Genomic DNA, 19,305 nt, shown 5'->3' with positions numbered 1-19,305 from the left:
GGCGCATGGCCCGCTTTTTTCATCTGGCTGCCGCCGTTTGGCAGACGCCTACGCGAGCGCGCCCAGCTCGCGCAAACGCGCCTCGGTCGTGGCCGCGCTCGTGTGATGGATGCCGTGCCAGCCGAGCGCCGTCGCGGCCGCGGCATTCTTCGCGTTGTCGTCGATGAACACGAGCTCATCCGGCGCAATGCCCGGCAGATGCGGATCGATCCGCGCATGCATTTCGCGGTAGATCGCCGGATCGGGTTTCACGAGCTTCACGCGGCCGGACACGACGATGTCCTTGAAGCGCCGCAGCACCGGGAAGTTGTCCCACGCATACGGAAAGGTCTGCGCGGACCAGTTGGTCAGCCCGAAGAGCGGCATTCCCTGCGCATCGAGCCGGTCGACGAGCGCGGCGCCTTCGTCGAGCACGCCGCCGATCATCTCGTGCCAGCGCGCGTAGAACGCGCGGATCAGCGCCTCGTGCGCCGGAAACTTCGCGACGAGCTCGCTCGTGCCCTCGTCGATCGTCTGCCCGCCGTCCTGGCGGATCACCCAGTCCATCGCGCACACGTGCGTGAGGAACCAGCGGCGCTCGGCTTCGTCCGGAATCAGCTGCCGGTACAGGTACTCGGGGCTCCAGTCGATCAGCACGCCGCCGAAATCGAACACCACTGCCTTGATCGTCATGCGAACTCCGTCGCGAGCACGTCGGCGAGCGGACGCGGTGTCACCGCATTGCCCGACAGCGTATTGTTTTCCCACACGAAGTGATGATGTGCGACGATCTGCGCGGCCGACAGGTGCGTGCGCGCGTTCGTCGTGTGCAGGTCGGAGACGACGGTCGTCCGGTAGCCGAGCAGTGCCGCGCGGCGTGCGGCCGAATCGACGCAGAACTCGGTCGCATAGCCGCAGATCAGCACCGCACGGATGCCGTGGCCGTCAAGCTGCGCGGCGAGCGGCGTGCCGTGGAACGAATCGCTCATCTGCTTGCGGATGCGCCAGTCGGTGCGACCGACGATCAGTTCCTCGTGCAGTTCCCAACCGGGCGTGCCGGGCACGATGTCGTCGTCCGCATCGCCGTCGTGCTGCACGAAGCACACCGGCGCGTTCGCCGCACGGGCCGCCGCGGTCAGCCGGTTGATGCCCGACACGACGTCGTCGAGCCGGTACGCGGGCAGCGCCCGCTGCACCAGCCCGCGCTGCATGTCGATCACGATCACTGCGGTGTCTGCCATCGGTTGCCCTTTCGGTCATGATCCAGCCGTCGTGCGGCCGGTATCGCGCGTTGCGTCAGATCGGCTGCGTGCGTGCGTCGAGCCACGCCTTCGCGTCGCCGCTCACGTGCCGGCCGACGCGCTCGCGCACGGTCGCGTGATACGCGTTCAGCCACGCGCGCTCTTCTTCATGCAGCATCTCGACCAGCACGCAGCGCGTGTCGATCGGGCACAGCGTCAGCGTCTCGAACGCGAGGAAGTCACCGAACTCCGTCTGCCCGCCCGCGCGGTTCACAACCAGGTTCTCGATCCGGATACCCCACTTGCCGGGCCGGTACACGCCCGGCTCGATCGACGTGATCATCCCCTCTTCCATCGCCGTGTACGGCTCGGCCGGCGCGTAGTGCGAGATGACCTGCGGGCCCTCGTGCACGTTCAGGAAGTAGCCGACGCCGTGGCCGGTGCCGTGGCCGTAGTCGAGCCCGGCCGCCCACATCGGTGCGCGCGCGATCGCGTCGAGCATCGGCGAGCGGATGCCGCGCGGGAAGCGTGCGCGCGACAGCGCCATCATCGACTTCAGCACGATCGTGAAATCGCGGCGCTGCAGGTCGCTGACCGTGCCGACCGGCACGACGCGCGTGATGTCGGTGGTGCCGGTCGTGTACTGGCCGCCCGAATCGACGAGCAGCAGGCCGTCGCCGGCGATCGTCGCGTGCGACTCGGGCGTCGCGCGATAGTGCGGCATCGCGCCGTTCGCGTTGAAGCCGGCGATCGTCGCGAAGCTCGGCGACACGTAGCCGGGGCGCCGTGCGCGCGCGGCCGTGAGTCGCTCGTCGATCGTCAGCTCGGTGATCGTCTCGCGGTTCACCGCCTGCTCGAACCACGCGAAGAATTCGGCGAGCGCGGCGCCGTCGTGCTCCATCGTCACGCGCACGTGCTCGATCTCGGCGGACGTCTTGCGCGACTTCGCGAACGTCGACGGGTTCACGGCCTCGATCAGCTTCACGCCGGCCGGCACGGCCTCGAGCGTACCGAACGTCACGCGGCGCGGATCGATCAGCAGCGTCGCGCCGTCGGGCAGCGTCGCGAGCGACGCGCGCGCGGCGTCGTACGCGCGGACCTCGACGCCGTCCTGCGCGAGCGACGCGGCCAGCGCCGGCGACACCTTGCCGTCGGCGACGAACAGCGTCGCGCGATCGGCGCCGATCATCGCGTGCGCGACGAACACGGGGTTGAAGTTGACGTCGGCGCCGCGCAGGTTGAACAGCCACGCGAGATCGTCGAGCGTCGACACGAAATGCCATTGCGCGCCCTGCGCGTGCATCGCGCGGCGCACTTCGGCGAGCTTGCTTGCGCGCGCCGTGTCGGCCTGCGGCGCCACGTGCTCGAACACCGCGTCGTCCGGCAGCCCCGGGCGCTCCGGCCAGATCGCGTCGAGCAGGTCGAGATCCGTGCGCAGCGCGATGCCGCGCGCGCTCAGCGCAGCCGTCAGCGCGCGTGCCGCCGCGACGCCGAGCACGGCGCCGTCGACGCCGACCGTCGTACCGGCCGGCACGTTCTGCGCGAGCCAGTCGACGTGCGGCGCGCTCTGCTGCCCGCCCGTCATCTTCATCAGCTGGACGCCCGTGCCGGCGAGTTCCGCGTCGGCCTGCACCCAGTAACGGCTGTCGACCCACAAGCCCGCGAAATCCGCGGTTACGACCAGCGTGCCGACCGAGCCCGTGAAACCGGACAGCCAGCGGCGCGCCTGCCAGCGTTCGGGCAGGTACTCGGACAGGTGAGGATCGGCGGACGGCACCAGATAGGCGGCAAGATCCTCGCGGACCATCGCGCCGCGCAGCAGCGCGAGGCGGGCCGGCACCGACGAGACTTCGGGGAGACGGGCATTCATGATTTCACCTGAGGGCTTTCAGCGACGGGCCGACACGGCGACCGTCACGGCTACGGCGAGGAACGCGACGCCGGTGCACACCGGCCATTCGAGCGTTTCGCCATCGTAAAACAGTCCGGAGAGGTTGCCGGCCATGCGCGCGGCGGCGGCGCCTGCGATGCCGACCAGCACCACGATCCACCATGCCGGCCGGCCCGAGCGCCGCATCGGATGCAGCCACCGGCCGAACAGCCCGACGGCCGCTCCCAGGACAAGGATTCCAAACCAGTTCATTCGACGCCTTCTATAAATTCAGATTCGTCCCATAGGCGTGAACGTTGCCAGCGGCTAGCATCGATTCATCCATCGAACCCGAGACCAGCCGGGCGCCGCGAACATTCGAGTGTAGGGGCCGACCCGACGTTATGGCAAGCGCGCACTGGCAGCCGTATTGAAGAAATCCTCATGCGAATCGCCCTGATCGATCCGGAGGCACGTCATGCTGCGCTCCTGAACCGCCTGCTCTTCGCCGGCGGTCATGTGTGCCACGCGTTTCCGTCCAGCGCGGCGTTCTTCGAGTGGCTCGCCACCGATACCTGCGACATGCTGATCACCGGCAACTGGGCCGGCGACCAGCCGGCCGAGGAAGTCATTCCGCGGGCGCAGGCGATCCTGCCCGGGCTGCCGGCCATCGCCGTGATGCAGCTGCCGCGCGAAAGCGAAGTCGTGTCGTGCCTGCACGCCGGCGCCGACGACTGCCTCGTGCGCCCGGTGAGCGGGCCCGAGCTGCTCGCACGGGTCAATGCACTGAGCCGGCGCGCCGGTGTCCGGCGGCCGCCGAATCGCTCGCGCGAAATGTATGGAGAATACGCATTCGATGCGACCCACAGCCTCGTGCGCTTCGGCGACGCCGTCGTCGCACTCACGCCGAAGGAGTTCCGCTTCGCGCAGCTGCTGTTCGCGAACCTGTCCCGCCCCGTGTCGCGCGCCCATATCCTCGAAACGGTCTGGGCCCGCCGCCGCGACATGAAGTCGCGCACGCTCGACACCCATGCGTCCCGGCTGCGCAGCAAGCTGCAACTGCTTCCGGAGCACGGCTACCGGCTTCTGCCGCTCTACGGCTACGGCTATCAGCTCGACCGCGTGCCGATCGAGCCCCCAAATTCCAGGCCACGCCACGCCGATGCCCGGTATGCCGCGAGTGAGGAAATCGCTGAAACGCTATAATATGGGGCTAAACGATAGCCCTCGATATGCAACTCCTCACGATCGGAATCAATCACCACACTGCGCCTGTCGCCCTGCGCGAACGCGTGGCGTTTCCGCTCGAGCAAATCAAGCCGGCTCTCGTCACGTTCAAGAACGTGTTCCTCGGCCCCCAGGCGCCCAATGCGCCCGAAGCGGCGATCCTCTCCACCTGCAACCGCACCGAACTCTACTGCGCGACCGACGATCGGGCCGCACGCGAGGGAGCGATTCGCTGGCTGTCGGAGTACCACCAGATTTCGGTCGACGAACTCGCGCCGCACGTCTATGCGCTGCCGCAGTCGGAAGCAGTCCGGCACGCCTTCCGCGTCGCGTCGGGTCTCGACTCGATGGTGCTCGGTGAAACGCAGATCCTGGGCCAGATGAAGGACGCGGTGCGCACCGCGACGGAAGCCGGCGCGCTCGGCACCTATCTGAACCAGTTGTTCCAGCGCACGTTCGCCGTCGCGAAGGAAGTGCGCGGCACGACCGAGATCGGCGCGCAGTCGGTGTCGATGGCCGCCGCCGCGGTCCGCCTTGCGCAGCGCATCTTCGAAAAGGTGTCGGATCAGCGCGTGCTGTTCATCGGCGCCGGCGAGATGATCGAGCTGTGCGCGACGCACTTTGCCGCGCAAAGCCCGCGCGAACTCGTCGTCGCGAACCGCACGGCCGAACGCGGCCAGCGGCTCGCCGAACGCTTCAACGGCCGCGCGATGCCGCTGTCGGACCTGCCGGCCCGCATGCACGAATTCGACATCATCGTGTCGTGCACGGCGTCGACGCTGCCGATCATCGGCCTCGGCGCGGTCGAACGCGCGGTGAAGGCACGCCGCCACCGGCCGATCTTCATGGTCGACCTCGCGGTGCCGCGCGACATCGAGCCGGAAGTCGGCAAGCTGAAGGACGTATTCCTCTACACCGTCGACGATCTCGGCGCGATCGTGCGCGAAGGCAACGCATCGCGCCAGGCCGCGGTTGCGCAAGCCGAGACGATCATCGAGACGCGCGTGCAGAATTTCATGCAATGGCTCGACACGCGCAGCGTCGTGCCGGTGATCCGTCACATGCATACGCAGGCCGACGCGCTGCGCCGCGCGGAAGTCGAGAAGGCGCAGAAGCTGCTCGCGCGCGGCGACGATCCGGCCGCCGTCCTCGAAGCGCTGTCGCAGGCGCTCACCAACAAGCTGATCCACGGCCCGACGAGCGCGCTCAACCGCGTGAACGGCACCGACCGCGATTCGCTGATCGACCTGATGCGCAGCTTCTACCAGCACGCACCACGCTCGAACGACCAGTCCGGCCACTAGCGCCGGCCGGTTGCCCTGCCGCCGGCCAGTTATTGCCCTGCCGCCGGCCTATCCTTTCCGAATACCCTTGCCCGGGAGCGTCGCTCCACACCATGAAGACGAGCATGCAACGCAAGCTCGACCAGCTGTCTACCCGGCTGGCCGAACTGAACGACCTGCTGAGCCGCGAAAATGTCACGGCCGACCTCGACCAGTACCGCAAGCTGACGCGTGAACACGCGGAACTCGGCCCGGTCGTCGAGCAGTATGCGCTGTGGCGCCAGTCGCGCAGCGACGAGACGGCCGCGCAGGAATTGCTCGCCGATGCATCGATGCGCGATTTCGCCGAAGACGAGATTCGCGGCGCACGTGAGCGCATGGTCCGTCTCGAAGGCGAGTTGCAGAAGATGCTGCTGCCGAAGGACCCGAACGACGACCGCAACATCTTCCTCGAAATCCGCGCGGGCACCGGCGGCGACGAATCGGCGCTGTTCGCGGGCGACCTGCTGCGCATGTACCTGCGCTTCGCGGAACGCCAGCGCTGGCAGGTCGAGATGATGTCCGAGAGCGCGTCGGATCTCGGCGGCTACAAGGAAGTGATCGTGCGGATCGCCGGCCAGGGCGCGTACTCGCGGCTGAAGTTCGAATCGGGCGGCCATCGCGTGCAGCGCGTGCCGGCGACCGAGACGCAGGGGCGCATCCACACGTCCGCCTGCACGGTCGCGGTGATGCCGGAAGCCGACGAGATCGGCGAGGTCGAGATCAATCCGGCCGACCTGCGGATCGACACATTCCGCGCGTCGGGCGCGGGCGGCCAGCACATCAACAAGACCGATTCGGCGGTGCGCGTCACGCACATCCCGACCGGGATCGTCGTCGAGTGCCAGGACGACCGTTCGCAGCACAAGAACAAGGATCGCGCGCTGAAGGTGCTCGCCGCGCGGATCAAGGACAAGCAGTATCACGAGCAGCATGCGAAGGAAGCGGCGACGCGCAAGAGCCTGATCGGCTCCGGCGACCGCTCGGAACGGATCCGCACGTACAACTTCCCGCAAGGCCGGATGACCGACCACCGGATCAACCTGACGCTGTACCGGCTCGAGGCGCTGATGGACGGCGATCTCGACGAACTGATCGGCGCGCTCGTCACCGAACACCAGGCCGAACTGCTCGCGTCGCTCGGCGATACCGACTGAGGCCGCGATGCCCGACACCACCGCCGACGAACTGCTGCGCGCGTCGCCGCTCGACCCGGTCGATGCGCGCGTGCTGCTCGCGTACGCGCTCGGCTGGACCCGCACGCAGCTGATCACGCGCGGCGACGCCCCGCTCGAGCCCGCCGCGATCGCACGCTACCGCGCGCTCGAAGCGCGCCGCGTGGCGGGCGAGCCGGTCGCACAACTCGTCGGGATGCGCGAATTCTTCGGCCGGCCGTTCGACGTGACGCCCGACGTGCTGATCCCGCGCCCCGAAACCGAACTGCTCGTCGAAGCCGCACTCGACGCGATCGACGGACGGCCGCATCCGGCGGTGCTCGATCTGGGCACCGGCAGCGGCGCGATCGCCGTGTCGATCGCCGCCGAACGGCCCGACGCACGCGTATGGGCGCTCGACCGTTCATCGGCCGCGCTCGACGTCGCGCAGCGCAACGCGAACAAGCTGCTCGACGCGCGCCGCCCCGGCGGCCCGCTGCACTGGCTGCAGAGCGACTGGTACGCCGCGCTCGATCCGGCGCTCGCGTTCGACACGATCGTCAGCAACCCGCCGTACATCGCGCAGCACGATCCGCACCTCGCGCAAGGCGACCTGCGGTTCGAGCCGCGCGGCGCGCTCACCGACGATGCCGACGGCCTCAGCGCGATCCGGACGATCGTCGCAGGCGCCGGCGCCTATCTGAAACCGGGCGGCACGCTCTGGATCGAGCACGGCTACGACCAGGCCGAAGCCGTGCGCGCCTTGCTGGTGTCACGCGGCTTCGTCGCGGTCGAATCGCTCGCCGACCTGGCTGCGATCGAACGCACGACAGGCGGCCGCCGGCCCGGCTGATGGCCGGCCCGCCCGGTTGAAATCCGCTATCATTTCGTTCTAACGCCCCGAAAACGCAAGGTCAGTCATGGACACCCAACAACGTATCAAGCAAATCGTCGACGAAAACCAGGTCGTGCTCTTCATGAAGGGCAACGCGCAATTCCCGATGTGCGGCTTCTCGGGCCGCGCCGTGCAGGTGCTGAAGGCCTGCGGCGTCGACCAGTTCAAGACGGTCAACGTGCTCGAGGACGACGAGATCCGCCAGGGCATCAAGGCATTCTCGAACTGGCCGACCATCCCGCAGCTGTACGTGAAGGGCGAGTTCATCGGCGGCTCGGACATCATGATGGAGATGTACCAGTCGGGCGAACTGCAGCAACTGTTCGCCGCCGCGTAACCCCCCCTTCCCGATGGCCTCTCCCAGCGCGCCGCCACGCCGGCTGATCGTCGCGATCACCGGCGCCACCGGCGCGGTCTACGGCGTGCGGCTGCTCGAATTGCTGCGCGCCGCCGGCGGCGTCGAAACGCATCTGCTGGTTTCGAACGCCGGCTGGCTCAATATCCAGCATGAACTGAAGCTGTCGAAGGCCGAGGTCGAAAGCCGGGCGGATGTCGTGCATTCGGTGCGCGATGTCGGCGCGACGATCGCGTCGGGCTCGTTCGCGACCGACGGGATGGTGATCGCCCCGTGCTCGATGAAGACGCTCGCGAGCGTCGCGCACGGCCTGTCGGACAACCTGATCACGCGCGCGGCCGACGTCACGCTGAAGGAACGCCGCCGTCTCGTGCTGATGGTGCGCGAAACGCCGTTCAACCTCGCGCATCTGCGCAACATGACCGCCGTGACCGAAATGGGCGGCATCGTGTTCCCCCCGCTGCCCGCCTTCTATGCGATGCCGAAGACGATCGAGGAACTCGTGGACCAGACCGTCACGCGCGTGCTCGACCTGTTCGCGCTCAGCGCACCGATGACGACGCCGTGGGCCGGCATCCGGCCCGCGCAATAAGCCGCTCGACGCGGCGCTCAGGCGCCGTTCTTCACGCATCTTCGCCGATTCAGCCGCCTTCCGGCTCGATCCGACGGCACATCACGCCCCCGCCTGCCACCGCGCCCCTGAAGTCGGCTCGATTATCAACTGGTGAGATTCAATCAAATTCCACCAAGCCGATTTATCAATGCCCGGTGCGCGCCTATAGTCACAGGCAAACCCTTTTGCAGGCTCCCCACCATGAACCGCTTGCCCTCGCTTTATCTGTCCCACGGCGCCCCGACGCTGCCGATCGACCCGACGCTGCCGTCCGGCGCGTTCACGCATCTTGGTGCCGAATTGCCGCGCCCGCGCGCGGTGCTGATGCTGTCCGCGCATTGGGGCACGCAGCAGCCGGTCGCGAGCGTGGACGCGCATCCGGAAACCATCCACGACTTCTACGGCTTCCCGCGCGCACTGTACGAGATCCGCTACCCGGCGCCCGGCGCGCCCGACGTTGCCGAGCGGGCGGCCGCGCTGCTGAACGCGGCCGGCATCGCGACCGCGACGACCGAGCGCGGACTCGACCACGGTGCATGGGTGCCGATGCTGCTGATGTTCCCGGAGGCCGACGTGCCCGTCGCGCAGTTGTCGATCCAGCCACGTGCGGACGCGGCCCATCACTTCGCGCTCGGCCGCGCGCTGCGGCCGCTGCGCGACGAAGGCGTGATGGTGATCGGCTCGGGCCAGATCACGCACAACCTGCGCGCGGCCGATTTCAGCGCGGCGCCCGAGGACGCCGACCCGCGCGTCGCGGAATTCACCGACTGGTTCGAGGCGAGGCTCGCCGCGCGCGATGTCGACGCGCTGCTCGACTATCGCCGGCAGGCGCCGCATGCGGCGCTGATGCATCCGACCGACGAACACCTGCTGCCGGTGTTCACCGCGCTCGGCGCGGCCGACGACGACTACCAGCTCGGCATCCAGTCGCTCGGCACGTATCAACGCGTGCTTGCGATGACGAACTACGTATTCGCGAGCGCGACCGCCTGAATCTGGCGACACAACCGGCGACCGTAAACAAAAAGCCTGCCCGAGCATCGCTCGGGCAGGCTTTTTTTGCGCTTTCCGCCACCGCCGATTCCGGTGGCAGGTCAGGCGTCAGGCACCGACCCCTTCAAGGATCTCGTCGTGCGACTCGCGCTCGTCGAGATACTGGGTCCGGTAACCCGTGTTCACGCCCCAGAAGTAGAACACCAGCGAGATTGCCGCGACGATCAGCATGTCCCAGCCGTACGGCAGCACGCCGTGACCGCCGAATTCCTTGCTGCCGATCAGCGACAGCACGGCCATCGTCGGCAGGTACGCGACCAGCCACCATGCGGCCTTCAGGTCGGCGCCCCAGCCGGTCCAGCCCGACTTCGCCTGGAAGTAGAAATACACCGGCAGCGCGACGATCATCAGCAGGATGATCTCGCCCGTCAGCGGCCACCTCGCCCAGTACAGGATCAGCGACGCGCAGACGAACGCGAACGGTGCGATCAGCTTCATCAGCGGAATCGACAGCGGACGCTCGATGTCGGTCGCCGCACGGCGCAGTGCCATCAGGCTGATCGGGCCGGTCAGGTACGAGATCACCGTCGCGACCGAGATCACCGCCGCGAGCGAGCTCCAGCCGCGGAAGAAGAACAGGAAGATGAACGACACGAGCAGGTTGAACCACATCGCCTGGCGCGGCACGCCGTAGATCGGGTGCACGTTGCCGAACATCTTCGGCATCGTGTTGTTGCGCTCCATCGCGTAGATCATGCGGGTGGTCGTCGCCATGTAGGTCGTACCGGTGCCGCTCGGGCTGATGAACGCGTCGACATACAGCAGGATCGCGAGCCAGTTCAGGTTCAGCGCGAGCGCGAGTTCCGCGAACGGCGACGAGAAGTTGAAGTGTGCCCAGCCCTTCGCGACGTCGACCGGATTCACCGAACCGATGTACGCCATCTGCAGCAGCACGTAGATCACGAGTGCGAGCAGGATCGACGTGATCACTGCGAACGGCACGCTGCGCGACGGATTGCGCGCTTCGCCGGCCAGGTTCACCGGGCTCTGGAAACCGTTGAACGCGAACACGATGCCGCTCGTCGCAACCGCGGTCAGCACGGCCGACCAGCCATACGGCGCGAAGCTCGCGTTCGATGCGGTGCCGAGGTTTTCGGAGTGGAAGCTCGTCAGCATCAGGCCGAGGATCGTGAGGCCGGGGATCAGGAACTTGAAGATCGTGATCGCGGTGTTCGCACGCGCGAAGGCCTTCACGCCCCAATAGTTCAGCAAGAAGTAGATGACCACGAGCACGGCCGACAGCAGCAGGCCTGGCGTGGTCAACTCGCCGTTCACGAACAACGCATGCGCCCATGGATACTGCCACGTGCTCATGTACTGGATCGACGCTTCGGCCTCGATCGGGATCACGGATACGATCGCGATCCAGTTCGCCCACGCGCTGATGAAGCCCACCAGCGAACCGTGCGAGTAGCGCGCGTAGCGCACCATGCCGCCCGATTCGGGGAACATCGCACCCAGTTCGGCGTACGTCAGCGCAATCGCGAGAATCACGACCGCACCGATGATCCACGCACAAATCGCCGCCGGACCGGCGATCTTCGCGGCCTTCCAGGCACCGAACAGCCAGCCCGAGCCGATAATCGAACCCAGGCCCGTCAGCATCAGTGCAAACGGGCCGATGTTCCGTTGAATAGAACTCTTCACATCCTCTCCTGTGTCTCAAAAAGCATGGTCGGCCTGCAGTCCGGGATCGGCTCGGACAGCACCGCGCATGCAATTTTGGGGGGAAGGGTTACCCGATCGGGGCAACCCTTCCGCGCGGCGCGTAGTTTAACGGTTGCACCTTCAAGATGGCGCCAAAATCGTTCGACCCCTACAAAAAATTCGCATCGTTTGCAAGGTTTGTAAACGTGAACTCCGCAATAACCCTGAGTCCATGGAAATCCGGTTGACCGCGCGCCCGATTAGCCGTATAAACAACGTTGCAGGATTTCAAGCGGCGAGTGAATTGGTTCTTTCGTAGTTCGCCCATCAACGGTACTCCGGTTGGTCCTATTACCCCCTTCCTTGATTTTCCGCACCCATGGGCCTCGGCCCCGTTTTATCTTTTTAGGAACAAGTAACATGGCAACCGGTACCGTCAAGTGGTTCAATGACGCAAAGGGCTTCGGCTTCATCACCCCGGAAGGCGGCGGCGACGATCTGTTCGCGCACTTCTCGGAAATCCGCGTCGAAGGCTTCAAGACGCTGCAAGAAAACCAGAAGGTTGAATTCGAAGTGAAGACGGGCCCGAAGGGTCTGCAAGCTGCGAACATCCGTCCGGTCTAAGTTCGGCGCGATATTTCGTGTTAAAAAGCCCCGCTTCGGCGGGGCTTTTTGTTTTCCGGGGCGGGCGGCCAGGCGGCCGCCGCCGATCCGAATGGCCTTCGGTCAGCCGAACAGCCGCTGAGCGTGAATGCCGAGCCCGGTCGCGACACTCGCGAGACGGTCGCCGAACACCGGCTGCGCGTCCGGGAATGCGCCGGCGAGCGCCCCCGACAGGAACGCGAGCCCGGTCGAGCCGCCGGTGAAATACAGCGCGCCGACGTCGCGCGGCGCGACGCCCGCCAGCCGCACCGTTTCGCGCGCCGCCTCGACGATGCGCGCGGTGTCGTCGACGCTCGCATCGACGAGGCGTTCGGCGTCGAACGCGATCTGCAGATCCTCTTCCACGTCGTTCAGGTCGATCATCGTCTCCCCGCCCGCCGCCACGCCGATCTTCGCTTCTTCCGCGCGTGCCATCAGCGCATGCCCGAGCCGCTGCTCGACCACGCGCGTGAGCCGGTCGTACTGCCGGACGTCCTGGTACAGGTGCTTCATCAGCTTCAGCTCGCCCAGCCGCTTCGGGGTGTAGACCGTGTTGATCAGGTGCCAGGTCGCCAGGTCGAAGTAGATCCGGTTCGGCAACTCGCGCCCCTCCGGATCGAGCGAGCGGTAGCCGAACGCCGGCAGGATCGCCGCCAGCTCGACGCGCCGGTCGTAATCGGTGCCCGCGACGTGCACGCCGTGGTGCGCGAGCACGTCGTCCTTGCGCTCGAGGCGCGCCATCCGCTCCGGCCCGACCCGCACCAGCGAGAAGTCCGACGTACCGCCGCCGATGTCGGCGACCAGCACGAGCCGCTCGGCCTGCTGGCGCGACTCGTAGTCGAACGCGGCCGCGATCGGTTCGTACTGGAAATGGACGTCCGCGAACCCGACCGACTGCGCGGCCGCTTCGAGCTGGTCCTGCGCGAGGCGGTCGGCGCGCGGATCGTCGTCGACGAAGAACACCGGCCGGCCGAGCACCGCGCGGCCGATCGGCGCGCCGGCGCGCGCCTCGGCCTTGCGCTTCAGGTGCGTCAGGAAGCGCGCGATGATCTCCGTGTACGCCATCGCGCTGCCGTCACCGAGATCGGTCGTGGTTTCCGCGAGCGGCGAGCCGAGGATGCTCTTCATCGAGCGCATCAGGCGGCCGTCGAAACCGTCGATATAGGACGCGAGCGCCGCGCGGCCGTATTCGACCGTCTGCTCGTCGTTGTTGAAGAAGATCGCGGTGGGCAGCGTCAGGTGGTCGCCTTCGACGGGCGCGAGGCGCATGCCGTCGCCGTCGGGCAATGCCACGGCGGAATTGGAGGTGCCGAAATCGATCGCGCAGTAAGTCATGGGAAGGTGCCGCAGCATGGCCGGCGCGAAAACGGAAAGGACGGGCTTTTTAACATGAAGCCCGCCGGATCACAACCGGGGCGGCCACCGGTGCCGCGCAACCGGCCCGGGGCGGCGATCAGGCGCACCCGCGGCGTGCCGGCGACAGGTGCGAACAGCGGTGCCCGACACCTCCCCGCCGCCCGCCCGCGGCACGCCGGCAACAGATGCGACAGAGGCATGCCTGCCCGCTTGCGGAATCAGGCTGCGGCGTCGAAGCCCTTCTTCCACGCGCCCGCATACACGACTTCGCCGATCGCATGGCGCGTGCGCGGCGCCTTTTCGCGGTCGCGCAGCACCGGGTCGAGCTTGTCGACGCTGCCGTAGTGACCGAGCGAGATGATCGCCGGAATCGCGACGTCGGCCGGAATCGCGAACGCATCGCGGAACGCCTTCGCGTCGAAGCCGCTCATCTGGTGCGCGGCGAGACCCAGCGCGTGCGCCTGCAGCACCAGCGACATCGCGGCCGCGCCCGCATCGTACAGCGCGGTCGGCGCCGGCTCGCCCTTCGGCGTGAGCGTGTGCGCGGTCACGGCGATCAGCACCGGCGACGGCGCATTCCAGCCCTGGTTGAACGGCACCAGCGTCGCGAATGCGCGCTTGAACGCCGCTTCGTCCTGCGTGCGATCGAACACGATGAAGCGCCACGGTTGCGCGTTGTATGCGGACGGCGCCCAGCGCGCGGCCTCGAGCACCGTGTGCAGATCGGCGGCGCTGATCGACTCGTCCGAATACGCGCGCGGGCTCCAGCGGCCGGCGATCAGATCGTGAATCGAAACAGTGGTGGGAGCAGGTTTGACGGACATGCGGTTCCTCGCTGACATCGATGAAGGGGCGCGAACGCCCGGCGAACCGCAAGCATAACCGCTTGAGCAGTCACGCGCCCGGTCATCCCGCGCAATGCAAATCATCGATCCTGCATTGACCGGCCGCACCCGCGCACGGGCCGGCCGGCGCACCGCGCTCAGGCGGCCTGCGCGGCCGCGCGGGACGGGCCGCGGTTGATCCGCAGCACGATCAGCGCGCCGACGATGCAAAGCCCGCCCGAGATCATCGACGCGATCGTATAGGTGCCGAGGCTTGCACGCAGCAGCCCCGCGCCGAGCGCCGCGAACGCCGCGCCGAGCTGGTGACCGGCGACGATCCAGCCGAACACGACCGGCGCCGCGGCCTTGCCGAACACGTCGGTGGCGAGCCGCACGGTCGGCGGCACGGTCGCGATCCAGTCGAGCCCGTAGAACATCGCAAACAGCGGCAGCCCGAAGAAATCGATGCCGAACGCATGCGGCAGGTAGATCAGCGACAGCCCGCGCAGCCCGTAGTACCAGAACAGCAGCACGCGGTTGTCGTAGCGGTCGGACAGCCAGCCGGACAGCGTCGTGCCGAACAGGTCGAACACGCCCATCGCGGCGAGCAGCGAGGCGCCCTGCACTTCGGTCATCCCGTAGTCGCTGCACATCGCGATCAGGTGCGTGCCGACATAGCCGTTGGTGCTCGCGCCGCAGATGAAGAAGCTGAAGAACAGCAGCCAGAAGTCGCGCGAGCGGCTCGCCATCAGCAGCGTGCGGAACGCGACCGCGAGCGGGTTCTCCTTCGTCGCGGCGGGCGCGGCCGGCGCATCGGCCGGCTCGCCGTAAGGGCGCAGCTGCACGTCGGCCGGCTGCTCGGGCAGCAGGAACGCGACCAGCGGAATCACGATCGCGGCCGCGACCGCGACGACCAGCACGACCGGCCGCCAGCCGTGGCGCTGCGCGATCGCCGCGAGCATCGGCAGGAACACGAGCTGGCCGGTGGCCGTGCTCGCGGTCAGGATGCCCATCACGAAGCCGCGCCGTGCATGGAACCAGCGCGTGACGAAGGTTGCGGACAGCGTCAGCGCGACGACCCCGGTCGAGCAACCGACCATCAGCCCCCAGATCACGACCATCTGCCAGCTCTGCGTCATCATCGACGACAGCGCGACGCCCGCGCTCATCGTCACCAGCGCGGTCAGGATCGTCGGCCGCAGCCCGAAGCGCTGCATCGCCGCGGCCGCGAACGGGCCCGTCAGGCCGTACAGCGCGATGTTCACCGAAATCGCCAACGAAATCGCCGCGCGGCTCCAGCCGAGTTCGCGCTCGAGCGGCACCATCAGCACGCTCGGTGTCGCGCGCGTGCCGGCCGCCGCCAGCAGGATCAGGAAAACCACCGCCGCCGCGAGCCATCCGTAGTGGAAGCGCCCGCCGATTCGTGTCACTGCCCAGTTCATGTTGTCGCTCTCCAGTTGGCGGCCCGGCACCCGCGCGCCAGCCCCGCCTCACCACCAGGCCACCTCCGCCGCACGCTGCATCGGCTGACCCGGGCCGATACCTGGCATTTATCTGTCGATCCGACCGGTATTGTTACCGCTCGGTCACAAGTGTGTTGCGATCGTAGTGACCAGTCGGTAACATGTCAAGCAATTCCATCACGCAGTCGAGGGTCATCATGTCGGGCATCGAGGCCGCCAACAAGCCGCCGGCACGCCGCACGCGCCGGCCGATCGCCGCGGCCGCCGCGCAGGAACACCTGCTGCGCGCCGCGGAGGAGCTGTTTTACAAGGAAGGGGTGCGCGCGGTCGGCGTCGAGGCGGTCGTCGAGCTCGCGGGCGTCAACAAGATGAGCCTGTACCGTCAGTTCTCGTCGAAGGACGAGCTGATCCTCGCGTATCTGGAACGGATGGATGCGTGCTTCTTCGAGCGCCTCGATTCGAGCGTCGCGAAGCATCCGGGCCAGCCGAAAGCGCAGTTGATCCAGTATTTCGTCGATCTCGCGGAGCGCGCGACGCAGAAGGACTATCGCGGCTGCCCGTTCGTCAACGTCGCGGCCGAATTCCCGGATGCGTCGCATCCGGCGCGCGAGCGCGTCGCGCAGAACAAGGAGCAGCTGATGAAGCGCCTCCTCGCGTTGTGCGAAGGCGCCGGCGCCCGGCAGCCGAAAGCGCTCGCCGATGCGCTCGCGCTCATCGTCGAAGGCATCTACGCGGCCAGCCAGACCTACCGGCACAGCGAAACGCCGATCGGCACCGCGCCCGCGCTGGCCACGCAGCTGATCGAAGCCGCCTGCGCGTGACGGGCGGCGCACGCCCGAACCCGGCGTGCCCGCTCCAGCTACAATGCGGCCCTCGCTGCCGCTTTGCCCGACCGCCTTCGCCATGACCGATACCCGCCCCGACTCGCACGACGCCATCCTCGCCGCCACGCGGCACTGGCTCGCGCGCGCGGTGATCGGGCTCAATCTGTGCCCGTTCGCGAAGAGCGTCTATGTGAAGGAACAGGTGCGCTATGCGATCAGCGAAGCGGCGACGCTCGAGGACGCGCTCGCCGACCTCGAAACCGAGCTGCGCGCGCTCGAAGCGGCGGATCCGCGGCAAGTCGACACGACGCTCGTGATCTATCCGCGCGCGTTCGCGGATTTCGTCGACTACAACGACGCGCTGTTCTTCGCCGACCGGCTCGTGCGGCAACTGCGGCTCGACGGCGTGCTGCAGATCGCGAGCTTCCATCCCGCGTACCGGTTCGAAGGCAGCGAAGCCGACGACATCGAGAACTACACGAACCGCGCGCCGTATCCGATCCTGCACCTGCTGCGCGAGGACAGCATCGCGCGCGCGGTCGACGCGTTCCCGGATGCGTCCGCGATCTACGAGAAAAACCAGGAAACGCTGCGCCGCCTCGGCCACGACGGCTGGCGTGAATGGATGGGCCGGCCGGGCGACGACGTCTGACGCGTCGCGCGACGGCCGGCTAACGCGCGGCAGCCGGGCCGCGCGTCGGTCCGCCTCAGTCCGCGGCCGGCTCGACGGCCTCGCCGGCCGCCGCCGCGGGCGCGAAGAAGCGCTCGTTCAGTTCGGCGAGCCCGAACATGCCGAGGATCTCGTTCAGCCGCTCGCCAGGCTTCCGGCGCGGCAGGTTCTTGTACTGCGCGATGATCAGCTCGTTCTTCATCGAATGCTCCCAGCCGACCAGCTCGGTCACGCTCACCTGGTAGCCGTGCGCCTCGAGCTGCAGGCAGCGCAGCACGTTGGTGATCTGGCTGCCGAATTCGCGCGTATGCAGCGGATGCCGCCACACTTCCGTCAGCGCGCTCGCGAGCGACTTGCCCTTGTTCTTGCGCAGCACGCCCGCGACTTCCGCCTGGCAGCACGGCACCAGCACGATGTGCTGCGCGCGCTTCGCGAGCGCGAAACGGATCGCGTCGTCGGTCGCCGTGTCGCACGCATGCAGCGCGGTGACGACATCGACCGTTTCGGGCAGCTTCGGCGACGTGATCGACTCGGCGACCGACAGGTTCAGGAACGACATGCCGCCGAACCCGAGCCGCGCGGCGAGCTCGGTGGAGCGCGTGACGAGCTCCTCGCGCGTCTCGATCCCGTACACGTGCGACGCGAACGCCGGCGTGCCGTGCCCCGGCTGCTGCTTGAAGAACAGGTCGTACAGGATGAAGCCGAGATACGACTTGCCGGCGCCGTGATCGACGAGCGTCACGCCGCCCTTGTCGGCCTGCACGCTCGCGAGCAGCGGCTCGATGAACTGGAACAGGTGATACACCTGCTTCAGCTTGCGGCGGCTGTCCTGGTTCAGCTTGCCGTCGCGGGTCAGGATATGCAGTTCCTTCAGCAGCTCGACGGACTGCTCCGGACGGATTTCGTAGGTCTTGTTCGACATCGTGAAACGGCGCCGGGCCACGGTCGGTCGACCACGGCCCGGCGGCGGGAATTCGTGAGGAATGGCGACAGTTTACCGAAAATACGCGATCAGGCTCGCGCGCCGAGCCGCCAGAGCGACGTGACCTCGGCGCTACGTGCCGCGTGCAGCGGATCGTCCGCGTCGGCGGACTTCGGGTGCGCGGGGCGGATGTCCTCGCGGCCGAGCACGACGAGACCGGCTTCTTCGATCCATTGCAGCAGCGTGTCGCGCGGCCGCAGGCCCAGATGCTCGGCAAAATCGGACAGGATCAGCCAGCCTTCGCCGCCCGGTTCGAGATGGTCGGCAAGCCCCGAGAGGAAACCACGCAGCATGCGGCTGTCGGGATCGTAGACCGCGTATTCGATCGGTGCGCTCGGACGGGCCGGCACCCACGGCGGATTGCAGACGACGAGCGGCGCACGGCCGGCCGGAAACAGGTCGGCTTCGACGACGTCGACGCGCCCCGCATGACCGAGCCGCGCGACGTTCTCGCGGGCGCACGCGAGCGCGCGCGGATCCTGGTCGGTCGCGACGATGCGCTCGACGCCGCGCGACGCAAGCACGGCCGCGAGCACGCCGGTGCCCGTGCCGATGTCGAACGCGAGCGATGTCGCCGGCAGCGGCGTGCGCGCGACGAGTTCGACGTATTCGCCGCGCACCGGCGAGAACACGCCGTAATGCGGATGGATCGGCGCGCCGCCGAGCGCCGGAATCGGCACACCCTTCTTGCGCCATTCATGCGCGCCGACGAGGCCGAGCAGTTCGCGCAACGACACGACCGACGGCGCGCCGCCCGGGCCGTACGCTTCCTCGCATGCGGCGCGCACGTCGGGCGCGCGGCGCAGCGGGATCGTGTAGTCGGCGTCGAGCGGGATCAGCAGCATCCCGAGCGTGCGGGCGCGCTGCGATTGCGCGAGCCGATGCAGGTTGAAGGCATCGACGCCGGCCGCGGCCTTCGCCTTCTTCGGCTTGCGTTCGACGCGGCGCGCCATCGCCTGCACGAGCTGGCGCGCATTCTGGAAGTCGCCCTGCCAGACGAGCGCGGTGCCCTCGCACGCGAGGCGGTACGCCGCGTCGGCGGTGAGGCGATCGTCGGCGGGCACGGCGCGCTTCGGCGGCTGCACGCCGGCTTCGGAGCGCCAGCGCACGGCATGTTCGGCGCCGTCGGCGTCGGTCCAGTGGAAAACGGGGAAATCGGTCACGCGAGCTCGGCTACGGTTGGCTTCA

At 67.7% G+C, this 19,305-nt stretch carries 20 protein-coding genes; 10 read left to right on the top strand and 10 right to left on the bottom strand.

Going from position 1 to position 19,305, the window contains the following annotated elements; translation table 11 throughout:
* Positions 1-48: 48 nt before the first annotated feature.
* The 4 genes from U5771_RS29625 to U5771_RS29610 are packed head-to-tail and all read right to left on the bottom strand — an operon-like array spanning position 49 to position 3,363.
* Entirely contained in the window at positions 49-672 is a 624-nt protein-coding gene (locus U5771_RS29625) for an HAD-IA family hydrolase (RefSeq protein WP_322027262.1), read from the bottom strand.
* Positions 669-1,220, bottom strand: a complete 552-nt coding sequence (locus U5771_RS29620) for a cysteine hydrolase family protein (RefSeq protein ID WP_322027261.1) — start codon at positions 1,218-1,220, stop codon at positions 669-671. Before U5771_RS29620 ends, U5771_RS29625 begins: the two co-directional genes overlap by 4 nt.
* Before the next feature lie 55 nt (positions 1,221-1,275).
* Positions 1,276-3,090, bottom strand: coding sequence for an aminopeptidase P family protein (locus U5771_RS29615; protein WP_322027260.1), 1,815 nt, complete (start codon positions 3,088-3,090; stop codon positions 1,276-1,278).
* An 18-nt stretch (positions 3,091-3,108) separates the two neighbouring features.
* Positions 3,109-3,363: a hypothetical protein gene (locus U5771_RS29610; protein ID WP_322027259.1), complete on the bottom strand. Its 255-nt coding sequence runs from the start codon at positions 3,361-3,363 to the stop codon at positions 3,109-3,111.
* Positions 3,364-3,534: 171 nt separating this feature from the next.
* Between U5771_RS29610 and U5771_RS29605 the strand changes: the two genes are divergently transcribed.
* The 7 genes from U5771_RS29605 to U5771_RS29575 all read left to right on the top strand — a co-directional run bounded on the left by U5771_RS29605 (position 3,535) and on the right by U5771_RS29575 (position 9,649).
* Positions 3,535-4,296, top strand: coding sequence for a response regulator transcription factor (locus U5771_RS29605; RefSeq protein ID WP_322027258.1), 762 nt, complete (start codon positions 3,535-3,537; stop codon positions 4,294-4,296).
* A 26-nt stretch (positions 4,297-4,322) separates the two neighbouring features.
* Positions 4,323-5,621 carry a glutamyl-tRNA reductase gene (gene hemA / locus U5771_RS29600; protein ID WP_322027257.1) on the top strand — a complete coding sequence of 433 codons (1,299 nt, stop codon included), beginning with the start codon at positions 4,323-4,325 and terminating at the stop codon, positions 5,619-5,621.
* Between the two features lie 92 nt (positions 5,622-5,713).
* Entirely contained in the window at positions 5,714-6,796 is a 1,083-nt protein-coding gene (prfA, locus tag U5771_RS29595; RefSeq protein ID WP_322027256.1) for a peptide chain release factor 1, read from the top strand.
* Between the two features lie 7 nt (positions 6,797-6,803).
* The gene (prmC, locus tag U5771_RS29590; RefSeq protein ID WP_322027255.1) at positions 6,804-7,646 is read left to right on the top strand and encodes a peptide chain release factor N(5)-glutamine methyltransferase; all 843 of its coding nucleotides are present in this window, start codon (positions 6,804-6,806) and stop codon (positions 7,644-7,646) included.
* 67 nt (positions 7,647-7,713) lie between these two features.
* Positions 7,714-8,025, top strand: a complete 312-nt coding sequence (grxD, locus tag U5771_RS29585) for a Grx4 family monothiol glutaredoxin (protein ID WP_006477066.1) — start codon at positions 7,714-7,716, stop codon at positions 8,023-8,025.
* Between the two features lie 13 nt (positions 8,026-8,038).
* Entirely contained in the window at positions 8,039-8,635 is a 597-nt protein-coding gene (locus U5771_RS29580; protein WP_006759426.1) for a UbiX family flavin prenyltransferase, read from the top strand.
* A 222-nt stretch (positions 8,636-8,857) separates the two neighbouring features.
* On the top strand, positions 8,858-9,649 hold the full coding sequence (locus U5771_RS29575) for a class III extradiol ring-cleavage dioxygenase (protein ID WP_322027254.1): 792 nt from the start codon (positions 8,858-8,860) through the stop codon (positions 9,647-9,649).
* A gap of 108 nt (positions 9,650-9,757) precedes the next feature.
* Here U5771_RS29575 and U5771_RS29570 read toward each other — a convergent pair whose 3' ends face one another.
* Positions 9,758-11,356, bottom strand: coding sequence for an APC family permease (locus U5771_RS29570; protein ID WP_322027253.1), 1,599 nt, complete (start codon positions 11,354-11,356; stop codon positions 9,758-9,760).
* Positions 11,357-11,776: 420 nt separating this feature from the next.
* Between U5771_RS29570 and U5771_RS29565 the strand changes: the two genes are divergently transcribed.
* Complete coding sequence (locus U5771_RS29565; protein ID WP_006477070.1) at positions 11,777-11,980, top strand: cold-shock protein; 204 nt, start codon at positions 11,777-11,779, stop codon at positions 11,978-11,980.
* Between the two features lie 102 nt (positions 11,981-12,082).
* Here U5771_RS29565 and U5771_RS29560 read toward each other — a convergent pair whose 3' ends face one another.
* From U5771_RS29560 to U5771_RS29550, 3 genes are all read right to left on the bottom strand, one after another.
* Entirely contained in the window at positions 12,083-13,333 is a 1,251-nt protein-coding gene (locus U5771_RS29560; protein ID WP_322027252.1) for an Hsp70 family protein, read from the bottom strand.
* A gap of 239 nt (positions 13,334-13,572) precedes the next feature.
* Positions 13,573-14,178: a nitroreductase family protein gene (locus tag U5771_RS29555; RefSeq protein ID WP_322027251.1), complete on the bottom strand. Its 606-nt coding sequence runs from the start codon at positions 14,176-14,178 to the stop codon at positions 13,573-13,575.
* 158 nt (positions 14,179-14,336) lie between these two features.
* Positions 14,337-15,620, bottom strand: coding sequence for an MFS transporter (locus U5771_RS29550; protein WP_322027250.1), 1,284 nt, complete (start codon positions 15,618-15,620; stop codon positions 14,337-14,339).
* Positions 15,621-15,838: 218 nt separating this feature from the next.
* On the opposite strand from U5771_RS29550, the gene U5771_RS29545 reads away from it, so the two are divergent.
* Positions 15,839-16,462, top strand: a complete 624-nt coding sequence (locus U5771_RS29545; RefSeq protein WP_322027265.1) for a TetR/AcrR family transcriptional regulator — start codon at positions 15,839-15,841, stop codon at positions 16,460-16,462.
* Between the two features lie 82 nt (positions 16,463-16,544).
* Positions 16,545-17,117 carry a DUF1415 domain-containing protein gene (locus tag U5771_RS29540; RefSeq protein WP_322027249.1) on the top strand — a complete coding sequence of 191 codons (573 nt, stop codon included), beginning with the start codon at positions 16,545-16,547 and terminating at the stop codon, positions 17,115-17,117.
* Positions 17,118-17,172: 55 nt separating this feature from the next.
* Here U5771_RS29540 and U5771_RS29535 read toward each other — a convergent pair whose 3' ends face one another.
* Both U5771_RS29535 and U5771_RS29530 read right to left on the bottom strand, forming a co-directional pair.
* Positions 17,173-18,057, bottom strand: coding sequence for an SAM-dependent methyltransferase (locus U5771_RS29535; RefSeq protein WP_322027248.1), 885 nt, complete (start codon positions 18,055-18,057; stop codon positions 17,173-17,175).
* A gap of 89 nt (positions 18,058-18,146) precedes the next feature.
* Positions 18,147-19,280: a class I SAM-dependent methyltransferase gene (locus tag U5771_RS29530; protein ID WP_322027247.1), complete on the bottom strand. Its 1,134-nt coding sequence runs from the start codon at positions 19,278-19,280 to the stop codon at positions 18,147-18,149.
* Positions 19,281-19,305: the final 25 nt, after the last annotated feature.

Origin of the sequence: Burkholderia sp. BCC1977 (assembly GCF_905339595.1) — a bacterium.
Classification (GTDB): Bacteria; Pseudomonadota; Gammaproteobacteria; order Burkholderiales; family Burkholderiaceae; genus Burkholderia.
This window is presented reverse-complemented; position numbering and strand designations above follow the sequence as displayed.